Origin of the sequence: Streptosporangium saharense (genome assembly GCF_014203715.1) — a bacterium.
Classification (GTDB): Bacteria; Actinomycetota; Actinomycetes; order Streptosporangiales; family Streptosporangiaceae; genus Streptosporangium; species Streptosporangium saharense.
The window spans coordinates 395179-420228 of sequence record NZ_JACHJP010000005.1 but is presented as its reverse complement, the minus strand read 5'-3'; the positions used below and the strand labels follow the sequence as shown (position 1 = coordinate 420228).

Below are 25050 nucleotides of genomic sequence, written 5' to 3'. Positions count from 1 at the left end.
ATGGTTCGCTTACCGCTCCTCATTCACTGCACGGACCACTCGTCGGTCTGAAGCCACGCGGGGCGCGCTCACTTGTAGCTCCGCTGGCTCATCTTGACGTACTCGTAGTCGAGCTCTTCCCTGTGCAGGACCGGGCCCTGCTCGCCGTACTCCCAGGCGGCGACGTAGGCGAAGTTCTCGTCGTCGCGCAGGGCCTCGCCGTCGGCGTCCTGCGACTCGGCGCGGAAGTGGCCGCCGCACGACTCGGTGCGGTGCAGCGCGTCGAGGCACATCAGCTCGGCCAGGTCGAAGAAGTCGGCGACCCGCCCTGCCCTTTCGAGCACCTGGTTGAGCTCCTCGGCCGTCCCGGAGACCTTGACGTTCCTCCAGAACTCCTCGCGCAGCTCGGGGATGCGTTCGAGGGCCTTGCGCAGCGACTCCTCGGTGCGCTCCATGCCGCAGTAGTCCCACATGAGCTTGCCCAGCTCGCGGTGGTAGGAGTCCGGGGTACGGTCGCCGTCGACCGAGAGCAGCCTCTCGATCTTCTCGCGGACCGCGGTCTCCGCCTCGGCGACGGCCTGCTCGTCGATCTCCCCGTAGGGGCCGTTGGCGAGGTAGTCGCCGATGGTCGTCGGCAGCACGAAGTAGCCGTCCGCCAGGCCCTGCATCAGCGCCGAGGCGCCCAGGCGGTTGGCGCCGTGGTCGGAGAAGTTGGCCTCACCGATCACGAACAGGCCGGGGATCGTGGACTGCAGGTCGTAGTCCACCCACAGACCGCCCATGGTGTAGTGGACGGCCGGGTAGATGCGCATCGGCTGGGTGTAGGGGTCCTCGCCGGTGATGCGCTCGTACATCTCGAAGAGGTTGCCGTACTTCTTCTCGACAGCCTCACGGCCGAGACGGCGGATCGCGTCGGCGAAGTCGAGATAGACGCCCAGACCGCCGGGGCCGACACCCCTGCCCTCGTCGCAGACGTTCTTCGCGGCGCGGGAGGCGATGTCACGCGGGACCAGGTTGCCGAAGGCCGGGTAGATGCGCTCCAGGTAGTAGTCGCGCTCGTCCTCGGGAATCTGCGACGCCGGGCGGTCGTCGCCCGCCTTGACCGGCACCCACACGCGGCCGTCGTTGCGCAGCGACTCCGACATCAGCGTCAGCTTGGACTGGTACTCGCCGCTGACCGGGATGCAGGTCGGGTGGATCTGCGTGTAACAGGGGTTGGCGAACATCGCGCCGCGCCGGTGCGCGCGCCAGATCGCCGTGGTGTTGCAGCCCTTGGCGTTGGTCGACAGGAAGAAGACGTTGCCGTAGCCGCCGCTGGCCAGCACGACCGCGTCGGCCAGGTGCCGCTCGATCTCGCCGGTGACCATGTCCCTGACGATGACGCCCCGCGCCCTGCCGTCGGAGACGATCAGGTCGAGCATCTCGTGGCGGGTGTTCATCTTCACGGTCCCTGCGGCGATCTGCCGTTCGAGCGCCTGGTAGGCGCCGAGCAGCAGCTGCTGGCCCGTCTGGCCCCTGGCGTAGAAGGTGCGGGAGACCTGGGCACCGCCGAAGGAACGGGTGTCGAGCAGGCCACCGTACTCGCGGGCGAACGGCACGCCCTGGGCGACCGCCTGGTCGATGATGTTCACGCTGACCTGGGCGAGCCGGTACACGTTCGACTCGCGGGCCCGGAAGTCGCCGCCCTTGACCGTGTCGTAGAACAGCCGGTAGATCGAGTCGCCGTCACCCCGGTAGTTCTTGGCCGCGTTGATGCCGCCCTGGGCCGCGATCGAGTGGGCGCGCCTCGGCGAGTCCTGGTAGCAGAAGGAGGTGACGTTGTAGCCCAGCTCACCGAGGGTCGCGGCGGCCGAGCCACCCGCGAGACCGGTGCCGACCACGATGACGTGCAGCTTGCGCTTGTTGGCCGGGTTGACGAGCTTGGCGCTGAACTTGCGCTTCTCCCAGCGATCCTCGATCGGGCCCTCGGGGGCCCTGGTGTCGCGGATCGGCTCACCGACGGTGTAGTTCGTCACTTGATAACTCCGATCATGACCGCGACGGGCACCACGAGGAAGCCGAGCACCAGCACGGCGGAGACCACGGCCGCGACCGCCTTCAGCGGGCGGTAGCTGCGCGAGCCCGCCAGGCCGAGCGTCTGGAAGGCGCTCCACAGGCCATGCCGCAGGTGCAGGCCGACCATGACGACGGCCAGCACGTAGAAGGCCGTCACCCACCAGCGCGAGGGCGCGAACCCCTCGACCAGCTTCTCGTACGGCGTGCCGTCCCAACCGGCCGGGTTGACCACGCCGAAGGTCAGGTCGAGCAGGTGCCAGACGACGAACAGCAGGATGGTCAGGCCGCCCCAGCGCATGATGTGGGTGGCGTAGCCACCGGCCTGGGACTTGCGCTTGGCCGCGTACTTGACCGGGCGGGCCTTGCGCGCCCTGCGGGCCAGGGAGACGGCCGACCACATGTGCAGCACGACGGAGGCGGTCAGCACGACCTCGACCAGGGTGAGCAGGACCCGGCGCGGCACGAGCGGCTCGCCCATGGTCCGCAGGAACTCGGCGTAGGTGTTGAACGCCTCGGCGCCGAAGAAGCTCTTGAGGTTCCCGGCCATGTGGCCGAGCAGGAAGAGCACCAGGATGGCACCGGTGACGGCCATCACGGCCTTCTTACCGTTGGACGAGCCCAGGAATCCGCCAGACCTCCTGGGGGTTGGGGTCTTGGCTGACCCGGAGGGTTTGACCGGCGCTGTGGCGGCGCCGCGCTCAATCGTGGCAGTCACATCTCGACGCTAGGTAGGGTGGTTTCCACTCGTCCAAGTCATCGCGGATGTGGTTTCCATAGCCCCCGGCTATCGGGTCTGGGTTTATGCGGGTTTTACAGCGCCGACCCTCGCCGGCATGCGAGCAATCTCACACCGGAGCCCTCCATTGTCCCGGGGCCGGGGGGCCGCCCCGAATCCACCACCGGCCCATCCGTACGCTAGGGAAACGTGCAGCTCCAGCAACTGGCCTACTTCGTGGCTGTGGCCGACTCCCGGCACTTCACCCACGCGGCCGAGCGGATGCGGGTCGCGCAGCCCTCGCTGAGCAAGCAGATCAGGGCGCTTGAGACCGATCTCGGCGCGCCGCTGTTCAGCAGGGCCAGGGGGAACGTCACCCTGACCGCCGCCGGTGAGGCGCTGCTGCCCCTGGCCCGCAGGATGCTGGCCGACGCCGAGACCGCCAGGCGCGAGGTCGCCGAGCTGGCGGGCCTGCGCCGCGGCAGGGTACGGCTCGGCGCCACCCCCTCGCTGTGCGCCGGGCTGATGGCCGACGCCCTGGCGAGGTTCCACCGCTCCTACCCCGGCATCGAGCTGCTCGTCGAGGAGGGCGGCTCCCGTGACCTGGTCCGCGCCCTGGCCCGTGGCCAGCTCGACCTGGCGTTGATCATCATGCCGCTGCAGAACGACGACCCCTCCCTGGTCACAGAGGAGGTGCTGCGGGAGAACCTGGTCGTCGTCTCCCCGTCCATCTCGCACGCGCGCAGGCCGTACATGCGGATAGAGGACCTGCGCGGGCAGCCGATGGTGATGTTCCGGCGGGGTTACGACCTGCGGGAGGCGACGCTCGGGGCCTGCCGTCAGGCGGGGTTCGAGCCGAGGCTCTCGGTCGAGGGCGGCGAGATGGACGCCGTGCTGCGCTTCGTCGAGGCCGGGCTCGGCATCGCCCTGGTGCCCTCGATGGTCCTGGACGGCCGCCCCGGGCTGACCGGGACACCGCTGGCGCCCCCGGGGCTGCGCCGTACGATCGCCATCGCCCACCGCAAGGACGTCGAGCCGACCAGGGCGGCCCAGGCGTTCCGTGACACGCTGCTGTTCTTCCTGGCCGAGGCCTCCCACGAGGGTAGTCTTCCCGAAGGCCTTGAGCTGATCGTCCCGGGCTGAGCGACCGGTCTTTCCCCATACGGGACAGATCGTTGTCCCGTACGTCCGGGTGCCGCACTATTCTGCATACCGTCAAGTAGGTTCCCCCCGAGACAGCGAAGAGGGGTCAGTGACCGCCCCGCCCAACGAAACGCTCACCGTCCTGCTCATCGAGGACGACGCGGGCGACGCCTTTCTCGTGGAGGAGCTGCTCGCCCAGGCCAACAACCCGCCCAAGATCATTTGGGTGCGCAGCCTGCAGGAGAGTAGGGAACGGCTGACCGACGAGGTCCAGTGCGTCCTCGTCGATCTCTCCCTGCCCGACGCCACCGGCCTTGAGGCGCTCGAACAGGTCCTGACGATGGTGCCCGACGCCGCGGTGCTGGTGCTGACCGGGCTGAACGACACCCACGTGGGCGTCGAGGCCGTCGCGGCCGGTGCCCAGGACTTCCTGGTCAAGCAGGACGTGGAGGCCAGGCTGCTGGCACGGGCCATCCGCTACGCGATGGAGCGCAAGCGCGCCGACCTGGCCCAGCGCAGGCTGGTCGAGGCCGAACTGCTCACCAAGGAGAACTCCCGGCTCGAACGCGGTCTGCTGCCCGTCCCGCTGCTCGAACAGGGCGGTCTCGAACACCAGGCCCGCTACCTGCCGGGCCGCAGGCGCGCCCTGCTCGCCGGTGACTTCTGGGACACCGTGCAGAGCCAGGACGGCGCCGTGCACGTGGTGGTCGGCGACGTGTGCGGGCACGGTCCCGACGAGGCCGCGCTCGGGGTCGCACTGCGCATCGCCTGGCGGGCCCTGGTGCTGGCCGGGCACACCGGCAACGAGCTGCTGGGCGTCCTCGACTCCGTGCTGCGCCTTGAGCGCAAGTCCGCGGAGATCTTCACGACGCTGTGCATCGCCACGATCGACCCCACGCTCAGCCGGGCGCGGATGCACGTGGTCGGCCATCCCCCGCCGCTGCTGATCCGCGACGGCGCGATCGGCGTTGTCCCCGGCACGCCCTCCGGGCCGCCGCTGGGCATCTTCAAGGACGTCGTCTGGTCGGAGATCGAGGTCACGCTCGGCGACGACTGGTCGCTGCTGTTCTACACAGACGGCCTGATCGAGGCGACCGTCGGCGGAGGCCCCGACCTGCTCGGCACCGAGGGCCTGCTCGCCCTGGTCCACGAGCACGGCGGCATCCACCTCGACCGGCTGATCGATCGGGTGATCGAGCTCAACGGTGACTCGCTCAGCGACGACCTCGCGACCGTGCTCATCTCCAGAGACGAAGCCTCCCAGAACGGGGAGCGGTGAGCGGGCGGCCGGAGATCAGGCCGCTGCCCGCCGTCACCCCGGCGAGCGGCTTCGGCAGGTTCCGGGTCGGGCAGTGGTTCGTGTTCACCGGGCTCGTCGTCGCCCTGCTGTTCGCGATCGCCGCGGCCTTCACGGTCTCCTCGATCGAGGAGGCTCGGGCGGCCAGCGTGGCCGTGGTCGACGTCGTCGATCCGGCGGCGCTGCGCACCATGGACGTCTCCAACGCCCTGTCGGCGCAGGAGAGCGCGGCCAGGACGTACGGCAGGACCAACGAGGACGTCTCCCTTGAGGACTACCGGGAGGCCGTCGCCGCGGAGACCGACGCGCTGCGCGCGCTCGACGCCCTGCTGCCCAGGATGCCCGACGAGCGGCTCATCAGGGCCGACGTCGAGCGCCTGAGGACCGCCGCCCAGGCATGGCGCCGCGACTACGTGGACAAGGTCGTCGCCGAGGTCTCCCGCTACAAGACGGAGACGGCCTCGCGGAACGCCCCCATCAACGCCAGCCGCTTCGCCGACGTCCGCCGCTCGCTCGTCACCCTCCAGGAGAACCTCGACGAGCTGCACGTCGAGGGCAGCGGCCGTCTCGACCGGGGCTGGCGCGCCCTGTACATCGCGCTCGGCGGGGTCGTCCTCGCCCTGCTCCTGGCCGCGATCGGTGCCGCGCTCATCGTGCGCAACGCCGTACTGCGCCCGCTGGCCGAGCTGAGCGGGCAGGTCAGGGCGGTCGCGCAGGGTGACTTCGAGCACAGGCTGAAGGTCGACCACCCCTCCGAGCTGTCCGAGCTCTCCGGCCACGTGAACTCCATGCGGCGGCGCATCATCGCCGAGTGGCGCAGGGTCGAGGAGGCCCAGACCAAGCTTGAGGAGCAGGCGGCCGAGCTGCGGCGCTCCAACGGCGAGCTCGAACAGTTCGCCTACGTCGCCAGCCACGACCTGCAGGAACCGCTGCGCAAGGTGGCCAGCTTCACCCAGATGCTCGACCAGCGCTACGGCGACCAGCTCGACGACCGGGCCAAGCAGTACATCACCTTCGCCGTCGACGGCGCCAAGCGCATGCAGCTACTGATCAACGACCTGCTCGACTTCTCCCGGGTCGGCAGGAAGGGCGGCGAGTCGACCTCGGTCGACGCCAACCTGCCGCTGCAGGTGGCGCTGAAGAACCTCGCCGCGCCGATCGAGGAGGCGGGGGCGACGGTCACCTCCGACGACCTCCCCACGGTGTACGGCAACCGCACCCAGCTCGTCCAGCTCTTCCAGAACCTCGTCGGCAACGCGGTCAAGTTCCGCTCCGAGGAGCCCCCGAAGATCCACATCGGCGTACGGCGTGCCGACGACATGTGGGAGTTCTCCTGCTCGGACAACGGGATAGGCATCGAGAGCAAGTACACTGACCGGATCTTCCTGATATTCCAGCGGCTGCACGGCCGGGACGTCTACGCCGGAACCGGCATCGGCCTCGCACTGTGCAAGAAGATCGTCGAATATCACGGCGGACGCATCTGGGTGGAGAGCGAGGCCCCGGAGCGCCCGGGGACGACCTTCCACTGGACCCTTCCCCCTGGAGAGAGCGATGAATGACCTGCGCTGGATCGACGTGCTCCTCGTCGAGGACGATCCGGGCGACGTCCTGCTGACGCGCGAGGCGTTCGAGCTGAACAAGGTCAGGAACAAGCTGCACGTCGTCAACGACGGTGAGCAGGCCATGGCCTTCCTGCGCAGGGAGGGCGAGTACGCCGACGTGCCCAGGCCCGACCTGATCCTGCTGGACCTCAACCTGCCCCGCAAGGACGGCAGGGAGGTGCTCCAGGACATCAAGGGCGACGAGAAGCTGCGCGGCATCCCGGTGGTCGTGCTGACCACCTCGGAGTCGGAGGAGGACATCCTGCGCAGCTACCACCTGCACGCCAACGCCTACGTCTCCAAGCCCGTTGACTTCGACCAGTTCATCAGCGTGGTCCGCAGGATCGACGACTTCTTCGTCACCGTGGTCAAGCTGCCCAACTCGGATCAGCATTACTGACCCGGTCGGGCCCTTCGGGACCCGTGACCGAGGATCTCCTTACCGGCCTTCCCAGCTCGCGGAACATGACGTCCTTATTCCCCGCTCCTGACCAACGTGACAGGAATCACACCGGGTGACGGAAAATGTGAGTGACGCTTCTCACATGAGCGGGTAGCAGCGTCGTAACGTAGCCCCACCAACAAGCGCGCGCACGGTGATCCGGCGCGACCACGGCGCGGTGCGCGGACAACTGAAACGACCCGGACCCCTCCGGTGAGCAGCGGGGGTCCGTGGGAGGTGGAGAGGTCTCCGATGACCCAGACAACGGCCGAGAGCCCGGCCAGAAGGCAGCGCGCGCAGATCAAGGAGCGCACGCTGCGCACCGACCAGTGGTGGCGCTATCCACTGGTCACCTTCCTTATCTTCACGGCATTTCTCGTCTACGCCACGTGGACGCTTTTCGACAGCAGTTATTTCGCGGCACCGTACATCGCGCCGTTCTCCTCCCCGTGCCTGGCCACAAGCTGCCCCGAGGGGGCACGCCTGTTCGGCCTCGCACCGTTCGGCGACTGGTACACCCTGTCGCCCAGCCTGCTGATCCTGGTCCTGCCCGCGGGTTTCCGCTTCACCTGCTACTACTACCGCAAGGCCTACTACCGCGGGTTCTGGCTCTCGCCGCCCGCGTGCGCCGTCAACGAGCCGCACAGCAAGTACTCCGGTGAGTCCCGCTTCCCGCTGATCCTGCAGAACATCCACCGCTACTTCTTCTACGCGGCGATCCTGATCGGCCTGGTCCTCGCCTGGGACGCGGTGCTGGCCCTGGTGGAGAAGCCGCTCGGGCTCGGGACGCTGATCCTGGTGATCAACGCCGTGTTCATCAACCTGTACACGCTGTCGTGCCACTCCTGCCGTCACATCACGGCCGGGCGCCTGAACCACTTCTCCAAGCACCCGGTCCGCTACAGGGCCTGGGGCTTCGTCTCCAAACTCAACGCCAAGCACCAGCAGCTCGCCCTCATCTCGATGTTCACCGTCATGGGAGCCGACCTCTACGTACGGCTGGTCGCCAAGGGCATCGTCAACTTCCCGTTCGCATAAGGATCACCAGTGGAAATCGAGCGTCACGAATACGACGTCGTCGTCATCGGCGCGGGCGGGGCGGGGCTACGGGCGGCCATCGAGGCCCGCCAGCAGGGCAAGCGCACCGCGATCGTCTGCAAGTCGCTGTTCGGCAAGGCCCACACCGTCATGGCCGAGGGTGGCGCCGCAGCGGCCATGGGCAACGTCAACAGCGCCGACAACTGGATGGTGCACTTCCGCGACACCATGCGGGGCGGCAAGTTCCTCAACAACTGGCGGATGGCCGAGCTGCACGCCAAGGAGGCCCCCGACCGGGTCTGGGAGCTGGAGGCCTGGGGCGCGCTGTTCGACCGCACCAAGGACGGCAAGATCAGCCAGCGTAACTTCGGCGGCCACGAGTACCCCCGGCTCGCCCACGTCGGCGACCGTACCGGCCTTGAGCTGATCCGCACCCTCCAGCAGCGGGTCGTCGCCCTCCAGCAGGAGGACGAGCGGCTGCACGGCGACCCCGAGGCGTACATCAAGGTCTTCCAGGAGTGCACGATCACCCGGCTGCTGAAGGACGGCGACGCCATCGCCGGTGCCTTCGGCTACTGGCGCGAGAACGGCAAGCTGATCGTCTTCGACACCCCCGCGGTCGTGCTGGCCACCGGCGGCATCGGCAAGTCCTACGTGGTGACCTCCAACTCCTGGGAGTACACCGGGGACGGCCACGCGCTGGCGCTGCTGGCCGGGGCGAAGCTGATCAACATGGAGTTCATCCAGTTCCACCCGACCGGGATGGTCTGGCCTCCCTCGGTCCGCGGCATCCTCGTCACCGAGTCGGTCCGCGGTGACGGCGGCGTGCTGCGCAACTCCGAGGGCAAGCGCTTCATGTTCGACTACATCCCCGACGTCTTCAAGGACAAGTACGCCACCACCGAGGAGGAGGGCGACCGCTGGTACACCGACCAGGCCAACAACCGCCGTCCTCCGGAGCTGCTGCCCCGTGACGAGGTCGCCAGGGCCATCAACTCCGAGGTGAAGGCCGGACGCGGCTCACCCCAGGGCGGCGTCTTCCTCGACGTGTCCAGCAGGCTCCCCGCCGCGGAGATCATCAAGCGGCTGCCGTCGATGCACCACCAGTTCAAGGAGCTGGCCGACGTCGACATCACCGCCGAGCCCATGCAGGTCGGCCCGACCTGCCACTACATCATGGGCGGCGTCGAGGTTGACGCCGACACCGGCGCCGCGGACGTCCCCGGCCTCTTCGCCGCGGGCGAGGTCTCCGGCGGCATGCACGGCTCCAACCGGCTCGGCGGCAACTCGCTGTCGGACCTGTTGGTCTTCGGCCGCCGCGCGGGCGCCGGAGCGGCCGCCTACGTCAACGGGCTCGCCGCCAGGCCGCAGGCCACCGAGGAGGCGGTCTCGGCCGCGAAGGCGGAGGCGCTGGCCCCGCTTGAGCGCACCGGTGAGAACCCCTACCAGGTCCACCAGGAGCTCCAGCGGACGATGAACGAGCTCGTCGGCATCATCCGCAACGCCCAGGAGGTCACCGAGGCTCTGGAGGCCGTGGGCAAGCTCAGGGAGCGGGCCCAGGGCGTCGGCGCGGCAGGCAGCAGGATCTACAACCCCGGCTGGCACCTCTGCCTGGACCTGCGCAACATGCTGCTGGTCTCCGAGTGCGTCGCGAAGGCGGCTCTCATCCGTGAGGAGAGCCGCGGCGGCCACACCCGGGACGACTTCCCCGGAATGTCGGCCGACTGGCGACGCAAGCTCCTGGTGTGCGCGGCCTCCCCCGACGGCTCCGGCGTGTCCGTCGAGGAGAAGGTGCAGCCTCCCATGCGCGACGACCTGATCACGCTTTTCGACCGGGCCGAGCTGAAGAAGTACATCACCGAGGAAGAGCTGGCCGACTTCGACGCGTTGGTCAAGGAGTAACCATGAGTTACAAGGCGAAGTTCCGTGTGTGGCGAGGCGAGGGCGGCGAGGGCAAGCTTGAGGACTTCACCGTCGAGGTGAACGAGGGCGAGGTCGTCCTCGACATCATCCACAGGCTCCAGGCCACCCAGACCCCCGACCTGGCGGTCCGCTGGAACTGTAAGGCCGGCAAGTGCGGCTCGTGTTCCATGGAGATCAACGGCAAGCCACGCCTGGGCTGTATGACCCGGATGTCCACTTTCTCGGAGGACGAGACGATCACCGTGACGCCCATGCGGACGTTCCCGGTGATCAAGGACCTGGTCACGGACGTGTCGTTCAACTACCAGAAGGCACGCGAGATCCCGTCCTTCACCCCGCCCGCGGACGTGCAGCCGGGCGAGTACCGCATGCAGCAGATCGACGTCGAGCGGTCCCAGGAGTTCCGCAAGTGCATCGAGTGCTTCATGTGCAACAACGTCTGCCACGTGATCCGTGACCACGAGGAGAACAAGCCCAACTTCGCCGGTCCGCGCTTCCTGATGCGGATCGCCGAGCTGGACATGCACCCCTACGACGTGGCCGACCGCAAGGACTCCGCGCAGGAGGAGCACGGCCTGGGCTACTGCAACATCACCAAGTGCTGCACCGAGGTCTGCCCCGAGCACATCAAGATCACCGACAACGCGCTGATCCCGATGAAGGAACGGGTCGTCGACCGCAAGTACGACCCGCTGGTCTGGCTCGGCAACAAGATCTTCAAGCGGTCAACCTCAAAGAGCTGACCCCCCTGCCCCCGGCGCCGGTCACCCCACGACCGGCGCCTCGGCACATCCGGCCCGTACGGCCCGCAACCCCCAAGCCGCGTCCCACCCATCAACATGGCGACGCCGTACGGCATGCGTCCGCCAAGCCGCGTCCACCCGTCCGGGTAGCCGCGCCGCACGGCCCGCGGCTCATCAGCTCATCCTTCTGCCGACGTGGCGACGCCGTACGGCATGCGGCTTCGCCGGGTCGTCCTCCACCGGACCGCTTCCCACCGGGCCGCGCCTGCCGGGCCGTGTTCCACCGCACGCGTGGCGATGCCGTACGGCTCGCAGCCTCCTTGGCCTCCGCCGAACCACGTCCGGGCCGTGTCCCGCTGTCCGGGGGCGACGCCGTACGACCTGCGGATTGTTGGGCAGGTAAGGCTCTGACCGGCCATTTCTTGTCAGGGCATATCCGGAAAAATGCTGGTGAATTATCGGGCCGGGCAAGCCCGGAAATATCGCCCTTGACCAGCTATTTCACACCGAATGCCCCCGAGCGGCTGCCCGGGGGCCGGGTGACTACTTCTTGCGGAACAGACCGCGCTTCTTCTTGCCGGTCTCCCCGGGAAGGGGATAGACCGCAGTGCCGGTTCCCTCCCCGGGCGAGCCGGGCTTCTCGAAGTTGGAGACCTCGGGGCCGGGCGCCTCGGGCTTGGGAGCCTCCTTGGCGCCCTTCGACCTGCCCCTCTTGGACTTGGCGGGAGGCAGCGGCTCCAGTCCGAAGGGACGACGGCCGCCCTGCGGCTCCTGCCGGGTCGCCGGGGGCTCGGGCTTGGTGCCGGGCAGCGGCTCAAGACCGAAGGGACGCCGGGCCTCCGCGGGCTTGGTGCCCGGCAGCGGTTCGAGGCCGAAGGGACGGCGACCGCCCGGCGGCTCCTGCGGGAACGGCGCCCCAGGGAAGTCTCCCTGCGGCAGGGAGACCGGGCCTGGGAAGTCACCGGGCGGGAACGGCGTGCCGGGGAACTCGTCAGGCCGCTGTGGGAACGGCGCCCCCGGGAAGTCTCCCTGCGTGGCTCCCGGGAAGTCTCCCTTCGAGGCCCCCGGGAGGTCCCCCTGCGGGGTGCCGGGGAAGTCCTGCGGGAGGGGGCCGTCGAAGCGCTCCGACCCCTGGGGGAACGGCGTCGCGGGAAGGGTCTGGCCGTCCTGGGGAACCTGGCCGGTGAACTCCTCAGGCCGCCGCTCGCCGTACCCCGGAGGCTGCTCCTGCCCGAAGGGCTGCTCCTGGCCGGGGGCGGGCATGTAGGCCGTCGGCTGCTCGTACTGCTCCGGCGCGTAGCCCTCGGGGTGGGGCGGCGCGTACATCTGCATGGGAACGAAGCTGATGATCGGGGCGTAGGCCGTACCGCCCTGATAGACCGTGGGCGGCAGGCCCTGCGGCGGCGCGTAGGCGGCACCCTGCGGGTAGAACCTCGGGTCCAGACCGGCGCCGGGAACACGCGGCCCGGCCCTGCGTACGGCGGAGGCGTGGGCCAGACGGCGCAGCCTGCCCTCGAAGATCAGAACGGCGAACAGCACCAGCAGCGCCAGAACCAACGCCGGGATGCCGAGCCGCTGGCTCAGCCCGGCGGCGTCGAAGTCGGAGCCCGCGTTGCGGATCTCGTAGGGAACCGAGGCCGGTTCCCTGTCCTCGAACGTGGCGCTCTCGGTCGGCGCGGGCGTGGGGGTGGGCACGGGGGCCGGGGTCGGCTGGGTGTCCTCGGTGCTGGGGAAGACCGGTGCCTGCTCAGAGGGCGTCGGCTCGGGCGTCTCCACCGTCTCGGGGACCACGGGCGCGGCGGTCGGCGTCTGGACCGGCACGACGACGGGCGGCACCACGGGGGCGGTTGTCGTCTGCGTCTTCTTGGTCTTCTTGGGCTTGGGCGTCGGCGTCACGGTGACCGTGGTGGTGACCGTCTTCTGCGGAGTGGGCGAGGGGGGCGGCGGCTCCGGCTCGCTGGTGACCGTGACGGTGACGACCGGTGTCGGCTCCTCCTCGCACGGCCCGGACGGGTCGATCTCACACCCGGGGATCTCGGAGGGGTTGGCGGCGAGCAGCCGGGTCACCCCGGATGGGGTCCGGTTCGCGAACGGCGCGTTGGCGACCACCAGCCCCGCGCACACTCCCACCGACACCAGGACGGCTGAGACGGTCGCCGCACGCCGTGATCGCCTCACAGGTGCCCTCCGAGGATTCCCTATACAAGCCCAGTCAAGTCAAGGAAATACTAGTCGGATAAAAGGAATAACAAACCCCTGTTTCGTGACACCTACCGCGTACCGCGTCTGCGCTGAATACGCGCCTGCAACCACAGGAGACCGAGCAGACCGCCGACAGAACCCCCCACCACGGGAAATCCACTCGCACCAGTCAAGGAGGGGGTCCACAGGGCCACCGGCTCGATCTCCTGACCGGGCCCGTCCACATCCTGGGGCAGCGGCGCACCCGGCGGCGGGACCTCCGCCGCGATCGCGGGCGCGACAGTGGTCGGCGCCGCCAACGGCATCCTCAGGCCGGGGTCGTTCCCCAACGGAGGCACCTGCCCGGTGCGCCCCGCAAGCACGTCCGCCTGCCCGTTCCACACCGGAGGCACCTGCCCGGTCATCCCCGCCGAGACCGAAGCCCCGGAGATCACCGCCCCCCGCCCAGCGTCCCGACCCCGCTTCCCGACCTTGTACGGCCGAGCCCCCACCTTCGCCTCCCCAGGCGCACCGGGAACGTCCACCTCACCGCTTCCACCCGGCACCTTCGGACCCCCCGAAGCGCCAACCGCCTCGAAGCCACCGGCCCCACTGGGAACGCTCGACTCGCTACCCTCACCCGGCGTCCTTGGACCTCCCGAAGCACCAACCGTCTCGGACCCACCGGACGTACTGGGAACGCCCGACTCATCACTCCCACCGGGCGCCCTCGGACTCCCCAAAGCACCAACCGCCCCGTAGCCACTGGGAACGCTCGTCTCACCACGCCCGCCCGGCGCCTTCAGACCTCCCGAAGCACCAGCCGCCCCGGAGTCACCGGACCCACTGGAAACGCCAGAGACACCGGACGCCCTCGGACCCTCCAAAGCACCAGCCACACCGGAGACATCCCGCGAACCCGAAGCCCCCGTTCCCCTCAGCTCTCCTGGCGCACCCCGCGAACCCGAGACACCCGACCCACCGACAGGTTCAGCCACGCCGGACGCGCCCAAAACATCCCGCGTCCCCGCCCCTCCCACCGAACCGGGAACACCAGCTCCCTGAGCCCCGGCGTCCTCCCAGGTGATCGGCTCGATCTCGACCCCCACGGGATCCCGCCGCGTCGAAAGGCCAGCCTCGCCAAGATCACTTTCTGCGGGCCGTACCGCCCCCAGGCCGCTGGCCGTACGGGTCACCCACTCACCCTCCGGGGTTCGCATCCGCAGCGTCGCGACCAGCCCGACGAGCCCGTCCCCGGCCGTGGGCGCGCTGAGCAGCACGTCAACGGCCGTACGCGCGCCCACCTCCCCCACAAGACACTCCCGCCACCCCCCGGAAAGCCGTCCCTCAGAGACCCGCCCCCCGGAAACCCCCTCTTCAGGAAGCCGTCCCTCGAAGGACCGCCCCTCCGAAGGCCGCCCCCCAGGAAACCGCCCTTCAGGAACCCCTCCCGCAGAAGCCCGCCCCCCGGAGACCGGCGCGAAGCAGCCGATGGACCGGATCTCCGTACCCGCCGTCGTCACCACCCTGAGCCGCGCGTCGCTCCCCGGCCCGCTCAGCCACAGCCGGAACCCCGCCATCCCCTCAGGTACGGCATCGCCGACCCCGGCCGCGTGGACCACCGATCCCGCGCCGAGAACGAGTGTCCCCGCCCCGACAGCCGACATGATCCGGGCACGCCGCCACCATCCCGTCACCGCATCTCTCCGATCCCCCGATTCGGACACGCGACAACACGTCCAGTGGTTTTATGTCACACCGGGTAACCGATCAACCCCCGCCGAGCCGACCTTGTACGGCTCGCACGATCGGCAGGTCCGCAGGAAGCCACGGCACGTCGTAGAGCTCGTGACCAGCCAGCCAGCGCAGGTCCAGGTGTTCCCTGGCTTCGGGCTCCCCCTCGACGATCTCCGCCAGCCAGACCCGGAGCACGTAGCCGCCCGCCAGCGGCCAGTCACCGCCGACCTGCTGCCTCACCGCGACCAGGACGCCGAGTTCCTCCTTGCACTCCCGGATCAGCGCGGTGTGGTCGTCCTCCCCCGGATCGACCTTTCCCCCGGGAAACTCCCACCCGCCCGCGAGTTCGGGAGGGTCGGCGCGCTGTGCGGCGAGCAGTCTTCCGTTGCCGTCGACGATCGCGGCTCCCACAACGACCTTGTCCATGAGCCCGATTGTGTCAGCCCAGCTCCTTCAATCTGAGCTGCTCAAGGATCTGGGGATTGGCCAGGGGCCGGGTGAAACCGACGATGCCGGTACGGTCCCGGTAGGTCGTGACCTTGATCGGCCCGCACAGACGGCACCGGGCCTCGACCATCTTGCCCGGCGAGACCACCATGCCGACGTGGCCGGGCCGGTCGGCGGCCGTGCCCGGTCCGGCGTTGAAGAAGACCAGGTCACCGGCCTGCTCCTGCCCCGCGGGGACCTTGATCCCGAACGGCCACTGCCCGAAGGTCGTCCGCGGGATCGTCAGGCCCACGCTGCGGTAGGCCATGTAGATGATCCCCGAGCAGTCGAAGGCGTCGGGTCCCGTGCCGCCCCACAGGTACGGCTTGCCGCGCTGGGCCAGGGCGTACTCCATGATCCCGGACACCGTGCCCGAGGGGGCCGCCGCGAGCAGCGGCTCGTCGCACAGCTCGTCGGCCTGCGGCGGCACGCTGACGGCCCCGTCCTTGGCGTAGCGCTCGGCGATCTCCATGACCTGGTCGACGTACCACCAGGCCCGGTTGTAGACGAACAGCGACCTGCGCACGTTCTCCGGCGCACCGTTGTGCTTGATCATCTTGGCGGCGCCCAGGATGGCGTCGGCCGGGTTGTAGACGTCCGCCCAGCCGTCGCCGTCACCGTCGGAGGCGTAGCCGTTGAACGTCGAGGGGATCTTGATTTTGGCCTTGCCGCCCCAGGTGCTGATCAGGAACTGCATCGGCCCCGCGGCGCCCGCGTAGTTGGTGCCGCTGCTGACCCCCGGCAGCGTCGAGCGCCCGTGGTCGGTCTCCCGCTTGCCGATCCCGGCGAGCACGTTCCACTGCACGCCGATCTTCTTGGCGGCCGCGCGGTACTGCTTGAGGTACTCGGCGGGGATGTCCGAGGTCGCGGTCTGCGACTCGTCGCTGACCGACTGCGCCCTGTCGTTGCAGTCGGGCAGTTCACCGCCGGTGAAGGACGGGAAGGAGCCGATCATCAGCACCGGCGCCATGCTCAGCATGAAAAGGCACAGCGCCCCGACGGCCAGGATCAGCGCGAGACGGACCCGCCTGTTCCCTCTCATCCGACCGCGCCCGAGGACTGGTCGTCTCCGTCCTGTCCCTCGTCGGCGGGCTGCAGGTCGTGGACGCGCCACTCGGTGCCGAGCTCGACGACCGTCACGGCGTAGTCGGCGGTGCGTTCCTTGGCGCCGCTCTTCGCGGTGACGGTCTGGGTCCCGGTGACCACGAAGATCACCGAGGACCGCTGGACCTGCCTGATCTCCTTGACCTTCGCCGACCCCACGGAGACCACCTGGTCGGCGGTGTTGGCCGCGATGGTGCCCGGCGAGGTGACCGTGCGCAGCAGCACGTCGGCGAACTCCGACGTGGTGTAGCTCCTGAGCCGGTCACCGTAGGCGGAGGGCTGCTCGTCGTAGCTGAACGTGCCGTACTCGACGGTGAACCGCCGGGCGTAGTCGGCCGCCGCGGCCAGCTCCTGCTTGGTCATCGGCAGATAGGAGTAGACGTCGAAGGGCGCGTTGCTCGCCGTCGCCTCGGCGTGCGGCGGCTCGGCCTCCCCCCGCGTCGTACGGCTCACGCCCGCCGGTTCGGCGGCGGGCTCCTGCCCGCCGCCGCCCGAGCTTGGCCACATGGTCAGGTAGATACCGACCAGTGCGAGCATCGCGACCAGCACCGCGAAGACGATGCCCCGCCTGCCCTCGACCATTGTCAGTCCTTATCGGGATTCGAGGCACGCAGCCAGAACGGCGCCGCCTCCCCTGCCTGCCTGTCACGCTCCGGTCTGCTGGCAAGCCAGAGCGGCGGCGCCTCCGATGACCTGCCACGTCCCGCGTCGTTCCGCGAGCCGGAGAAGCCGAAGACGCTGCTGCCCGACCTGGAGGAACCACCGGAGGAGCCGCGCGGGCTCGGCTCGGCCCGCCGGGACCCGCCGCCACCGTTGCCGCCGCCACCGCCGAAGAGACCGCCACCGGAACGGCCACCGCCAGACCGGCCGCCACCGGAGGAACCGGACGACCTGCCGCCCGAGGACGGCGTGGAGGACCGGCCGCCGCCCGACGACCTGCCCGTGGACGAACCGTTCGAGGAGCCCCGCGAGGCCCACCCGCCCGACGCCCCGCCGAACCAGCCGCCCCCGGAAGCACCGGAGCCGCCCGAGCCGGAACCCGTGCCGCGGCCTGCCGTACCCGCCCTGGCCGGGGAGGAGCCGTTGGCGCCACCGGAGAGGTTGAGCGGCGGCGCCGCGCCCGCGCGGGTCGCGGTGACGGGACGCCCGACGCCCTTGCGCCGGTTGCCTGACTGGGCCTCGGTGTCCAGCGGCGCGGGCTGCGCGCCGGCCGGGACCCGGGTGCCCGACGGCGTGCCGGTGCCCCGTTCGCCCTCCTCGCCCCTGACCTTGCCCTGGGCGACCGCGGCGGCGGCCGTCGCGACCGAGGCACCACCCGCCAGGGCGGCCGCCTGCAGTACGGGCTCAGCCTTGCGCATGCCCCAGCGGCCGACCCTGGCCGCCGCGACCGGGGGCAGCACCCCCGCCGCGCGCTGCAGGGTCGGCGCGGAGGCCGCCTCGCCCAGCATGCGCGTGGTGAACGTGTGCCCGTCCATCGAGGAGAACAGGTGCTGGAACGGCTTTCTGTAGAAGAACACCGCGATCGTCATCAGCGCCATGAACATGACCTGCATGCCCCACGGCAGCTCGGTGGCGATGATCAGGGCGTAGCCGTACACCAGGACACCCAGGACCAGGGCCAGCACCGCCTGTCTGAGCAGGGTGCCGATCAGCATCTCCACCCAGCGCATCGCGATGATCCGTCCGGAGCCCGGATGGACGCCGATCAGCAGGAAGACCGGGGCGAGAATCAGCAGCAGCAGGAACCCGATCTTCAGGACCAGCAGCGAGACCGCGACCAGGAAGATCAACAAACCCGCGACCATCGCGGCCATCAGGGCGCCGATCGCGATGCCCAGCCTGCTTGTCCAATCCTTTCCCTGGAAGAGGAAGAAGATGGGTGTGTTCTCCAGCTTGCTGGCGACCTCTTCCTCGTACCTTGCCTGATGGGCATTGGTGTTGGGGGTCTGGTTCGCCTTCAGCTCGGCCACGTCCAGGGCCTGGATGTCCAGCAGCTTCGCACCGAAAACCTTCACCACCGGCGCGTTGGGGTCGGCGGTGCCGAACTCACCCATCAGCCACGGCTTGCACACCAGGGTCGACCAGAGCGCCTCGGCGTTCTGGTCGACGCCGGGGACGCCGGTCTGGCCGTAACCACCGGGCTTCGCCTGGGGATTGGCGGCATCCTTGGGAGCCAGGCAGGAGGCACCACCCGCGTTGGGCAAATTGGAGAAGGCCGAGTTGACGATCTCTCCGGTCTTGTCCGTCACGGTCTTGCCGATGCCGGTGAAGTCGCCGGGGCGGCTGAAGAACCACACGGCCACGGTGACGGCCAGGACCATCCAGATGATGCCCTCCGCCGTCGTGGTCGCCCGCTTGCGGATGAGGCCGTACCACGCGAGCCAGATGGCGCCGAGGATGACGATGGGCCGCAGGTACGGCCAGTACATCGCGTCGGCCAGGTTGCGCACGATGTCGTCGACGACGCCCTTGATCGACTCAAGCGGCCCCTCGGTCGCCGCCGCCTGGTAGGTCGTGATGGTCAGCCGGTCGAGAGCCTTGGCCCAGGAGAAGACGGTGTTGGCCGTCATGTTGCCCATGACCGCCGCGACGTCGCCGCAGCCGAGCCCGTAGGTGTGCCAGAACTGGCCGCCCGTGCCGTACCGGGCGTAGTTGTTCTGCGGGGCGGCGTCGGGCGCCAGGGGGGACGGTGGCGAGGTGGGCACAGCTGCCGGTGTGCCCGCCGTCGGCGCGTCCGGAGGCGGCGCCTTGACCAGACCGTCCACGCCCGAGCCCACGATCTCGGGGGCCAGGTCCGGAGAGAGGTCGCAGGGGCCGGCGGCGACGGCGGTCGAGCCGCCCGTCGGCACCAGCAGGGGTAAGGCGAAGAAGGCGGCCAGGGCCACCAGGGTGACGGCTATCCGCCTGCGTAGTCGTCTCTTGCGGGTGTTTCTGCTGCCCTCGCGGGAGCCCTTCATGACCGTACCTCCAGCGCCGTGGCCCCCGGCCTACTGACTCTGTCGCCCCCGGAAAGATCATGCATGTTCTCGTCGGGTTTGTCGTGGGTCGGATTCGTGTCCAACCAGCGGAGCAGCTCATCGGAGATGAGGTCCACCCCTATCCGGCCCGCGCGCCCGTCCAGATCCCGAAAGACGCACTCGCCGTTGCCCAGCGAGCGCAGCACCGCCTTGTGCTCCTCGGAGGGTTCGACCCCGAGCAGCGACATGACATGGTCCACCTCCACCCGTTCGGTGGACCTGAAGGCGAACACCGACGACAGGCAGTTGGTCACCTGTTCGTTCAGCAGGTCGCCCGCGTTCTGTGAGACCAGCACCAGCGCGGTGTTGCGCGAACGCCCCATCCGGCTGACCTCGGGTACCAGCTTGGCGCCCTCGGGGGTCGAGGTGATGGCCCACGCCTCGTCCAGGAAGATCGCCTTCGGCGTCCTGCGGTCGAGGCCGTTCATGAGTCCCCTGGCGAACTGCGCGACCAGGTAGAGCAGCGCCACGGACAGACGCTGTTCGTAGGAGTAGTCGTCGCGGCCCGTCGAGGCGTCGGGGAGCGTCAGGCCCCCCAGCGTGAAGACCGTCGTCCAGCCCTCGGTGTCGATCTGGTCACCGCCCGAGGGGTCGAAGCACAGCCGCGCCAGGTGCATCTCCGACATCGAGCGCAGCACGGCGCCCAGGTTCTTCGAGGCGGCGTCCTCGGTCTGTTCGAGGAAGTCGACGACCTTGCCCAGCGAAGGATCCGGCCTGCCGGAGACCGCCGCGACCGCCTGGATCATCGCCGACTCGCGCTCCTCCGACATCCGGGGAAGCAGCAGCCGCAGCGTCTCGCTGGCCATGGTCTTCTTGGCCGCGATGTCGTCGCCGAAGGAGAACGGGTCGAGCAGGCCCGGCGCCGCCGAGCCGAGCGGGATGACCCGTGCCTTCCTGCCCCGCGCCCGCAGCAGTTGGACCAGGGAGTCGGCGTCGCCCTTGGGGTCGATCACCGCGACCGTCACCCCGCGCAGCGCCATCTGGTAGATCATCATCAGGGCCAGCGTGGTCTTGCCGCCGCCAGGCTCACCGGTGATCGCGATGGCCGTGGGCCGGTTGCGGGTCGCCGCGACCAGCGGGTCGAAGTGCACGATGCTGCGGGCCCTGCCCAGGGTCTCCCCGATGTACGGACCCATCCACCCGGCGTTGCCCTCGTCCACCCGGTCGCCGAGATCGACGGTCGCGGTGGCCATACCGCCCGCGATCGTGCGCAGCGGCTGCCGCTGGGCGTAGGCGTTGACCCTGACCTTCTCCCCGGGAAGCGCCTCGCAGAACAGCGAGAACTGGTCGCCGGTCGAGTTGACGATGTCGATGCCGATGTCACGGTAGTGCTCGACGACCGCCTCGACCCGCTGCACGCAGATCTCCTCCGTCGGGGCGGAGACCATCAGCCGGTGCCAGCCGTACACGAAGGGCAGGCGTTCCTTGGTGATGCCGTGTTCGAGCATCCGGGCCGCGTCGATCTGCTCGGCGAGCGCCAGTGGCGCCTCTGCTCCGGCCTCGCGGATGTGGATGTCCATGTCGCGGGCGTGCGCGAGCTTGCGCGCCACGTCCTTACTCGCCTTGATCGGCGAGATCAGCCGCATCCTTGAGCTGATCTCGACGGGGAAGGGCAGTTGGTCGGCGAAGTGCATCCACGGTTCGCCGTCCGGGAAGGGCATCAGGTCGGGGAAGCGGGCGAAGGACAGGTGCGCGACGTAGGAGTCGCCGTCCGGCTGCTCGATCCGCAGCAGCGACCTGCCGTTGTGGATCTGCCCCTCGACGAGGGACTCGATCTCCCCCCTCCCCCACTGCCGCCTGGGGCTGGCCGAGGGGGGCGGATCGCCCAGGGAGCCGGTCGCGGCGTGCTGGAACAGCCAGGCGACCTCGGTCGAGGTGGCGTGCCTGGCGTACAGCGCGCTCGACGACAGGGCGCGGCCGAGGCGCTCGGCCTGGTCGCTCCACCGGGTGATCTCCGCCTTGGGGACGTGGTCGTCCTCGATGCCCAGGACCTTCTCACCGCGCTGGTAGAAGCCGAACAGCTGGGACAGCACCCCGGTGCCGAGCTGCCTGCCGCGGGCGCCGAGCCGTACGCCGAGGTAGACCTCCTTGGTCCAGAAGTCCTTGGCCCAGACGTGCCGGTACATCTCCTCCAGGTAGTCGCGCCAGCCAGGCCCCTCGTCGGAGGTGGCGTCCAGCGCCATCGCCCACTCGGCCGCCGGGTAGGTGCGGTGCGCGACCCGCAGGTGCACCTCGGCGTCCGGCATCCTGATCGCCGCGAGCGCGATCGTGATGTTGGTGGCCAGCGCCTCCCGCTCCTCGGGAGTGATGAACTCGTAGCTGACCGTGGGCAACCGGAAATACGCCCAGACCGACGTGTCGGTCAGCAGGATCCTGTCGTCGAAGTAGCGGACGGCCAGGCGGTTGCGCGCCCGCGAAGAGCGGCTCACCCGTGCCCCCTCACCGACACGACTTCTCGGGGGTTCACCTGAGCACCTCGTTGTCTTCTCGCGCCCGTTCTCGCGCCCGGGGGATCACTGGGCCACTTCCTCCTCGCTCGGTCGAACCGCCTGCGCCGTCCCGAAGCCCGCGACCACGACCCCGGCCAGCGCGAGGTAGGCCCTGCGCCCTGGAGCGCGCAGGTGGGACGGCTCGACCCGCTCCGACCTTCCCGGAGCCAGCTCGTCCTCCCAGGGCACCCGCACGATCGCCCGGCACCGTCCCCTGGCGACGGCCTCGGCCTGCTCGACGTCACCCATGCTGCGACGGCTCACTCCGTTGACCACCATGATCGCGCGTTTGCGCAGATCGGCGCAGCCATGTCCGTCAAGCCACTCGTACGTCATGGCGACCGCGTCGGGACCGTCCTCGCTGGCCGGGACGACCAGGACAAGCTGGTCGGCGTAGGGAAGCACCCGAGCCGCCAGCGCGGCGGCCGGATCGACAACCACCAGCTTGTAGTGCCGGTCCAGCAGGTCCATGGTCCTGCCGAGCCGCCGGTCGGAGAAGAGCGTCCGGTCGGAGAGCCGCTGCTCGGCACCCGAGTCGGCGTCCCCCGCCAGGACCTCAAGACCGGAGGCGCAACGGCTGGTGTAGGCCCGCATGCCGAGATAGCCGTTGACCGAGTCGAGGCCCGCGAGCAGGGAGGTCAGCGTCTCCGGCGACTCCGCCTGGATCCGGCCTGACAGGGCGTTCGCACCGGTGTTGGCGTCGACCGCGAGCACCCGGTCCTCACGGTGCCTGGCCAGGGTGTGGCCCAGCATGAGAGCGGTCGTCGTCTGGCCCGCGCCGCCCGTGCACCCGAGCACGACCACCCTGCGGCTGCCGGTGAACATCGCCTTGGCCCGCGCCTCGTCGATCTCCGATCCGTCCGTACGGCCCGCACCCGGCCCGATGACGACCTGGGCCAGACGCCGCCAGCCACCCGCGGAGTCCCTGCCGACGACCGACTCGACCCGGCGGACCTTGGCCTCGGTCTGTCCCGGCCTCGGCACGGGGACCGGTGGCACGACAGGCGCCGGGCCCGCCGTCGGCTCGCTGGGAACCGCCCTGATCGAGACACCCTGCGGGGGTCCCTGCCGCTGGGCGGGCCGCCGCTGGTCCCCGGGGACCTGCTGCTCCTGGCTCCGCCGTACCTGGGGGATCTGCTCGGCCTTCGGCGCCCTGGCGACCAGCCGGTCCTGACCCCTGCGCGCCTGCCTGGCCCGCCGCTCCTCGGCCTCCCGCTGTTCCTCCGCACGTGCCTGTACGGCGCGCTGCTCCTCGGCGCGTGCCTGCGCGATCCGCTGCTCCTCGGCCAGGCGTCGCCGTTCCGCGAACTGCTCCGCGGGAACGGGCTGGCCTCTGCGGTGCTGGGCACGGACCCCTTCGTCGGCCCCTGCCGGGATGTCCACCGGCGCGGCGTCCCTCGGCGAGGCGGTCGCGGGTGGCACGTTCACGGGCACCTGCCGAGCCGGAGCCTCAGGCTCGGCAGCGGGGGCTTTGGGAGCCACCGCTTCGGGTGCCGGGGCCTCAGCCGGGGCCTCGGTCGCCGGAGCGGGAGTGGCCCGCTGGGGAAGCTCGGGAAGTACGGCCTGCCGCTCCGGCTCGTCGGGTCGCGCGACGGGCGTGGACCGTTCGACCACGGGCGGCGGCTCGGCGTGGAAGGCGGCGGCGCGCTCGGCCTCGGTGACGGCGGCGAGCCTGCGCAGCCGCCGCAACGCCTCCGGCCCGATCGGCGCGTCCTGAGTCGTCGAGGCGGGCGTGGACTCCACCGCCGTGGGAGCCACGGGCTCGGCGGCCTTCGGCTCAGGGGCCGTGGGGACGGGCGCGGCCGGAGCCTGGGCCCGGGAGACCGGGGACGCGACAACCGGCGACACGACACCTTGGGACACGGTGCTCTGGGGCGCCGCGGACGCCCGGGCGCGGGCGGCCTCGGGAGCCGTCTCGGAGGCCGGGAGGGACCGCTGGACCCGGACCACCTCGGTCTCCCTGACCGGAACCCGCTCGGGAAACTCCCTGACGGGAGTCTGCTCGGGCAGAGCACGCGCGGAGGGGGCGAAGACCCGCTCGACCGGGCTCGGCGCCTCGCTCCCGAGGGCCGGGGCCGTACCTCTGCGTGGCACGGGAGGCGTGCCCTTGACCGGGCGCTCCCTGACGGGAACCTGAGCGGCGGCAGCGGCCACGACGGGACGGACCTCGCGGACCGGGCTCGGGGAGGCCGCGGGCGCGACGGCCGGGGCCGCGGCGCGCTTCGCCTTGCGGGCGGCCTTGCCCTTCACACGCACGGGCCGGGGGTCGGCCCGCCACACCCGGCCGGTCAGCGCGATCTCCGAGGGCTCGGCGGTCGGCGCCATCCGGCACCAGGAGCGGGGCTCGCCCATGTAGCGGACCTGCGACTGCAGCAGCTCGGTGAGCCGCTTGCTCTCGATCACCGGCCTGGTGGAGAGCCAGGTCACCACCCCGGGCGGCACGAGGTAGACCACGTGCCAGGGGGCGTCGAAAGGTAGGCCGAGGAGGGCGAGCAACAGTGACCAGGGGGCCGCCACACCCACGAAGACACCGATCCAGACGATCGGCAGCGGCGTCGGCAGCCGTAGGTCGTACAGCTTGTAGAGCCGCTTTTCGATCCGCCAGATATTGGTATACGTGGGTAGATCCACACGCTCCTCCTCTCTGCCACTCGTTCTTTGACCGTTAAATCACGGTCTCAACCCACCGAGATGCCCAGCGCTCCCGCGATCGCCTTGGCGGTCACCTCGATGATGTTGGGCACGTAGAAGATCACTCCGATGGCTATCGCGAGGATGATGAACTGGACGAACCTGGTGATCTCACGTGTGAAGAGGAAGAAGAGCGCCACCACGGAGACGATGACGAGGAAGAGGGGCGCGAAGAACGTACGGAGGAAGTCGGCCAGCCCCTGCGTGTTCACACCCTGTGGAGGGGCCGTCGGCTGGGCGAGATCGACCGCGTGCAACAGGATGGTCTTCAGGATCATTTCTCGTCCTCCGTGCTCATGATCACGGCCCGGGGGATAACGGATCCGCGACGCGCATATGGGAACCCGCTCACTGCCGACTCACTGATCAGGGGGGGTTTGCTCACTGTGGACCGGCACCATTCGAT

General features: G+C 69.7%; 17 protein-coding genes. 7 read left to right on the top strand and 10 right to left on the bottom strand.

All coding sequences use genetic code 11. The features are described from left to right. Positions 1-68: 68 nt before the first annotated feature. A complete protein-coding gene (locus FHS44_RS25000; RefSeq protein ID WP_184718717.1) occupies positions 69-1994 on the bottom strand; it encodes a fumarate reductase/succinate dehydrogenase flavoprotein subunit in 1926 nt (641 codons plus the stop codon). After that, the gene (locus FHS44_RS24995) at positions 1991-2749 is read right to left on the bottom strand and encodes a succinate dehydrogenase cytochrome b subunit (protein ID WP_184718715.1); all 759 of its coding nucleotides are present in this window, start codon (positions 2747-2749) and stop codon (positions 1991-1993) included. The genes FHS44_RS25000 and FHS44_RS24995 overlap by 4 nt, the downstream gene beginning before the upstream one ends. Positions 2750-2959: 210 nt before the next feature. Here FHS44_RS24995 and FHS44_RS24990 point away from each other — a divergent pair, with 210 nt between their 5' ends. From FHS44_RS24990 to FHS44_RS24960, 7 genes are all read left to right on the top strand, one after another. Beyond that, on the top strand, positions 2960-3892 hold the full coding sequence (locus FHS44_RS24990; RefSeq protein ID WP_184718713.1) for a LysR family transcriptional regulator: 933 nt from the start codon (positions 2960-2962) through the stop codon (positions 3890-3892). A 109-nt stretch (positions 3893-4001) separates the two neighbouring features. Continuing rightward, a complete protein-coding gene (locus tag FHS44_RS24985; RefSeq protein ID WP_184718711.1) occupies positions 4002-5171 on the top strand; it encodes a PP2C family protein-serine/threonine phosphatase in 1170 nt (389 codons plus the stop codon). Further along, on the top strand, positions 5168-6751 hold the full coding sequence (locus tag FHS44_RS24980) for a sensor histidine kinase (RefSeq protein ID WP_184718709.1): 1584 nt from the start codon (positions 5168-5170) through the stop codon (positions 6749-6751). The genes FHS44_RS24985 and FHS44_RS24980 overlap by 4 nt, the downstream gene beginning before the upstream one ends. After that, positions 6744-7193: a response regulator gene (locus FHS44_RS24975; RefSeq protein WP_184718707.1), complete on the top strand. Its 450-nt coding sequence runs from the start codon at positions 6744-6746 to the stop codon at positions 7191-7193. The genes FHS44_RS24980 and FHS44_RS24975 overlap by 8 nt, the downstream gene beginning before the upstream one ends. A 294-nt stretch (positions 7194-7487) precedes the next feature. Next, complete coding sequence (sdhC, locus tag FHS44_RS24970; RefSeq protein ID WP_184718705.1) at positions 7488-8273, top strand: succinate dehydrogenase subunit SdhC; 786 nt, start codon at positions 7488-7490, stop codon at positions 8271-8273. A gap of 9 nt (positions 8274-8282) precedes the next feature. Continuing rightward, entirely contained in the window at positions 8283-10175 is a 1893-nt protein-coding gene (locus FHS44_RS24965) for a fumarate reductase/succinate dehydrogenase flavoprotein subunit (RefSeq protein ID WP_184718703.1), read from the top strand. 2 nt (positions 10176-10177) lie between these two features. Next, entirely contained in the window at positions 10178-10939 is a 762-nt protein-coding gene (locus FHS44_RS24960; protein ID WP_184718701.1) for a succinate dehydrogenase/fumarate reductase iron-sulfur subunit, read from the top strand. Between the two features lie 543 nt (positions 10940-11482). On the opposite strand, the gene FHS44_RS24955 is transcribed toward FHS44_RS24960, so the two are convergent. From FHS44_RS24955 to FHS44_RS24920, 8 genes are all read right to left on the bottom strand, one after another. Continuing rightward, positions 11483-13117 (bottom strand): hypothetical protein, encoded by a 1635-nt coding sequence (locus FHS44_RS24955; RefSeq protein WP_184718699.1) that lies wholly within the window; start codon positions 13115-13117, stop codon positions 11483-11485. Between the two features lie 1773 nt (positions 13118-14890). After that, positions 14891-15283, bottom strand: a complete 393-nt coding sequence (locus FHS44_RS24950) for a (deoxy)nucleoside triphosphate pyrophosphohydrolase (protein ID WP_184718697.1) — start codon at positions 15281-15283, stop codon at positions 14891-14893. A gap of 13 nt (positions 15284-15296) precedes the next feature. Further along, positions 15297-16385 (bottom strand): C40 family peptidase, encoded by a 1089-nt coding sequence (locus FHS44_RS24945; RefSeq protein ID WP_184718695.1) that lies wholly within the window; start codon positions 16383-16385, stop codon positions 15297-15299. Further along, the gene (locus FHS44_RS24940) at positions 16382-17029 is read right to left on the bottom strand and encodes a conjugal transfer protein (protein WP_184718693.1); all 648 of its coding nucleotides are present in this window, start codon (positions 17027-17029) and stop codon (positions 16382-16384) included. Before FHS44_RS24940 ends, FHS44_RS24945 begins: the two co-directional genes overlap by 4 nt. A 2-nt stretch (positions 17030-17031) precedes the next feature. Next, the gene (locus FHS44_RS24935; protein WP_184718691.1) at positions 17032-19404 is read right to left on the bottom strand and encodes a type IV secretion system protein; all 2373 of its coding nucleotides are present in this window, start codon (positions 19402-19404) and stop codon (positions 17032-17034) included. Beyond that, complete coding sequence (locus FHS44_RS24930; RefSeq protein WP_184718689.1) at positions 19401-21893, bottom strand: ATP-binding protein; 2493 nt, start codon at positions 21891-21893, stop codon at positions 19401-19403. The genes FHS44_RS24935 and FHS44_RS24930 overlap by 4 nt, the downstream gene beginning before the upstream one ends. Before the next feature lie 84 nt (positions 21894-21977). Next, the gene (locus FHS44_RS42430; protein ID WP_184718687.1) at positions 21978-24584 is read right to left on the bottom strand and encodes a TcpE family conjugal transfer membrane protein; all 2607 of its coding nucleotides are present in this window, start codon (positions 24582-24584) and stop codon (positions 21978-21980) included. 47 nt (positions 24585-24631) lie between these two features. Further along, positions 24632-24922: a hypothetical protein gene (locus FHS44_RS24920; RefSeq protein ID WP_184718685.1), complete on the bottom strand. Its 291-nt coding sequence runs from the start codon at positions 24920-24922 to the stop codon at positions 24632-24634. Positions 24923-25050: the final 128 nt, after the last annotated feature.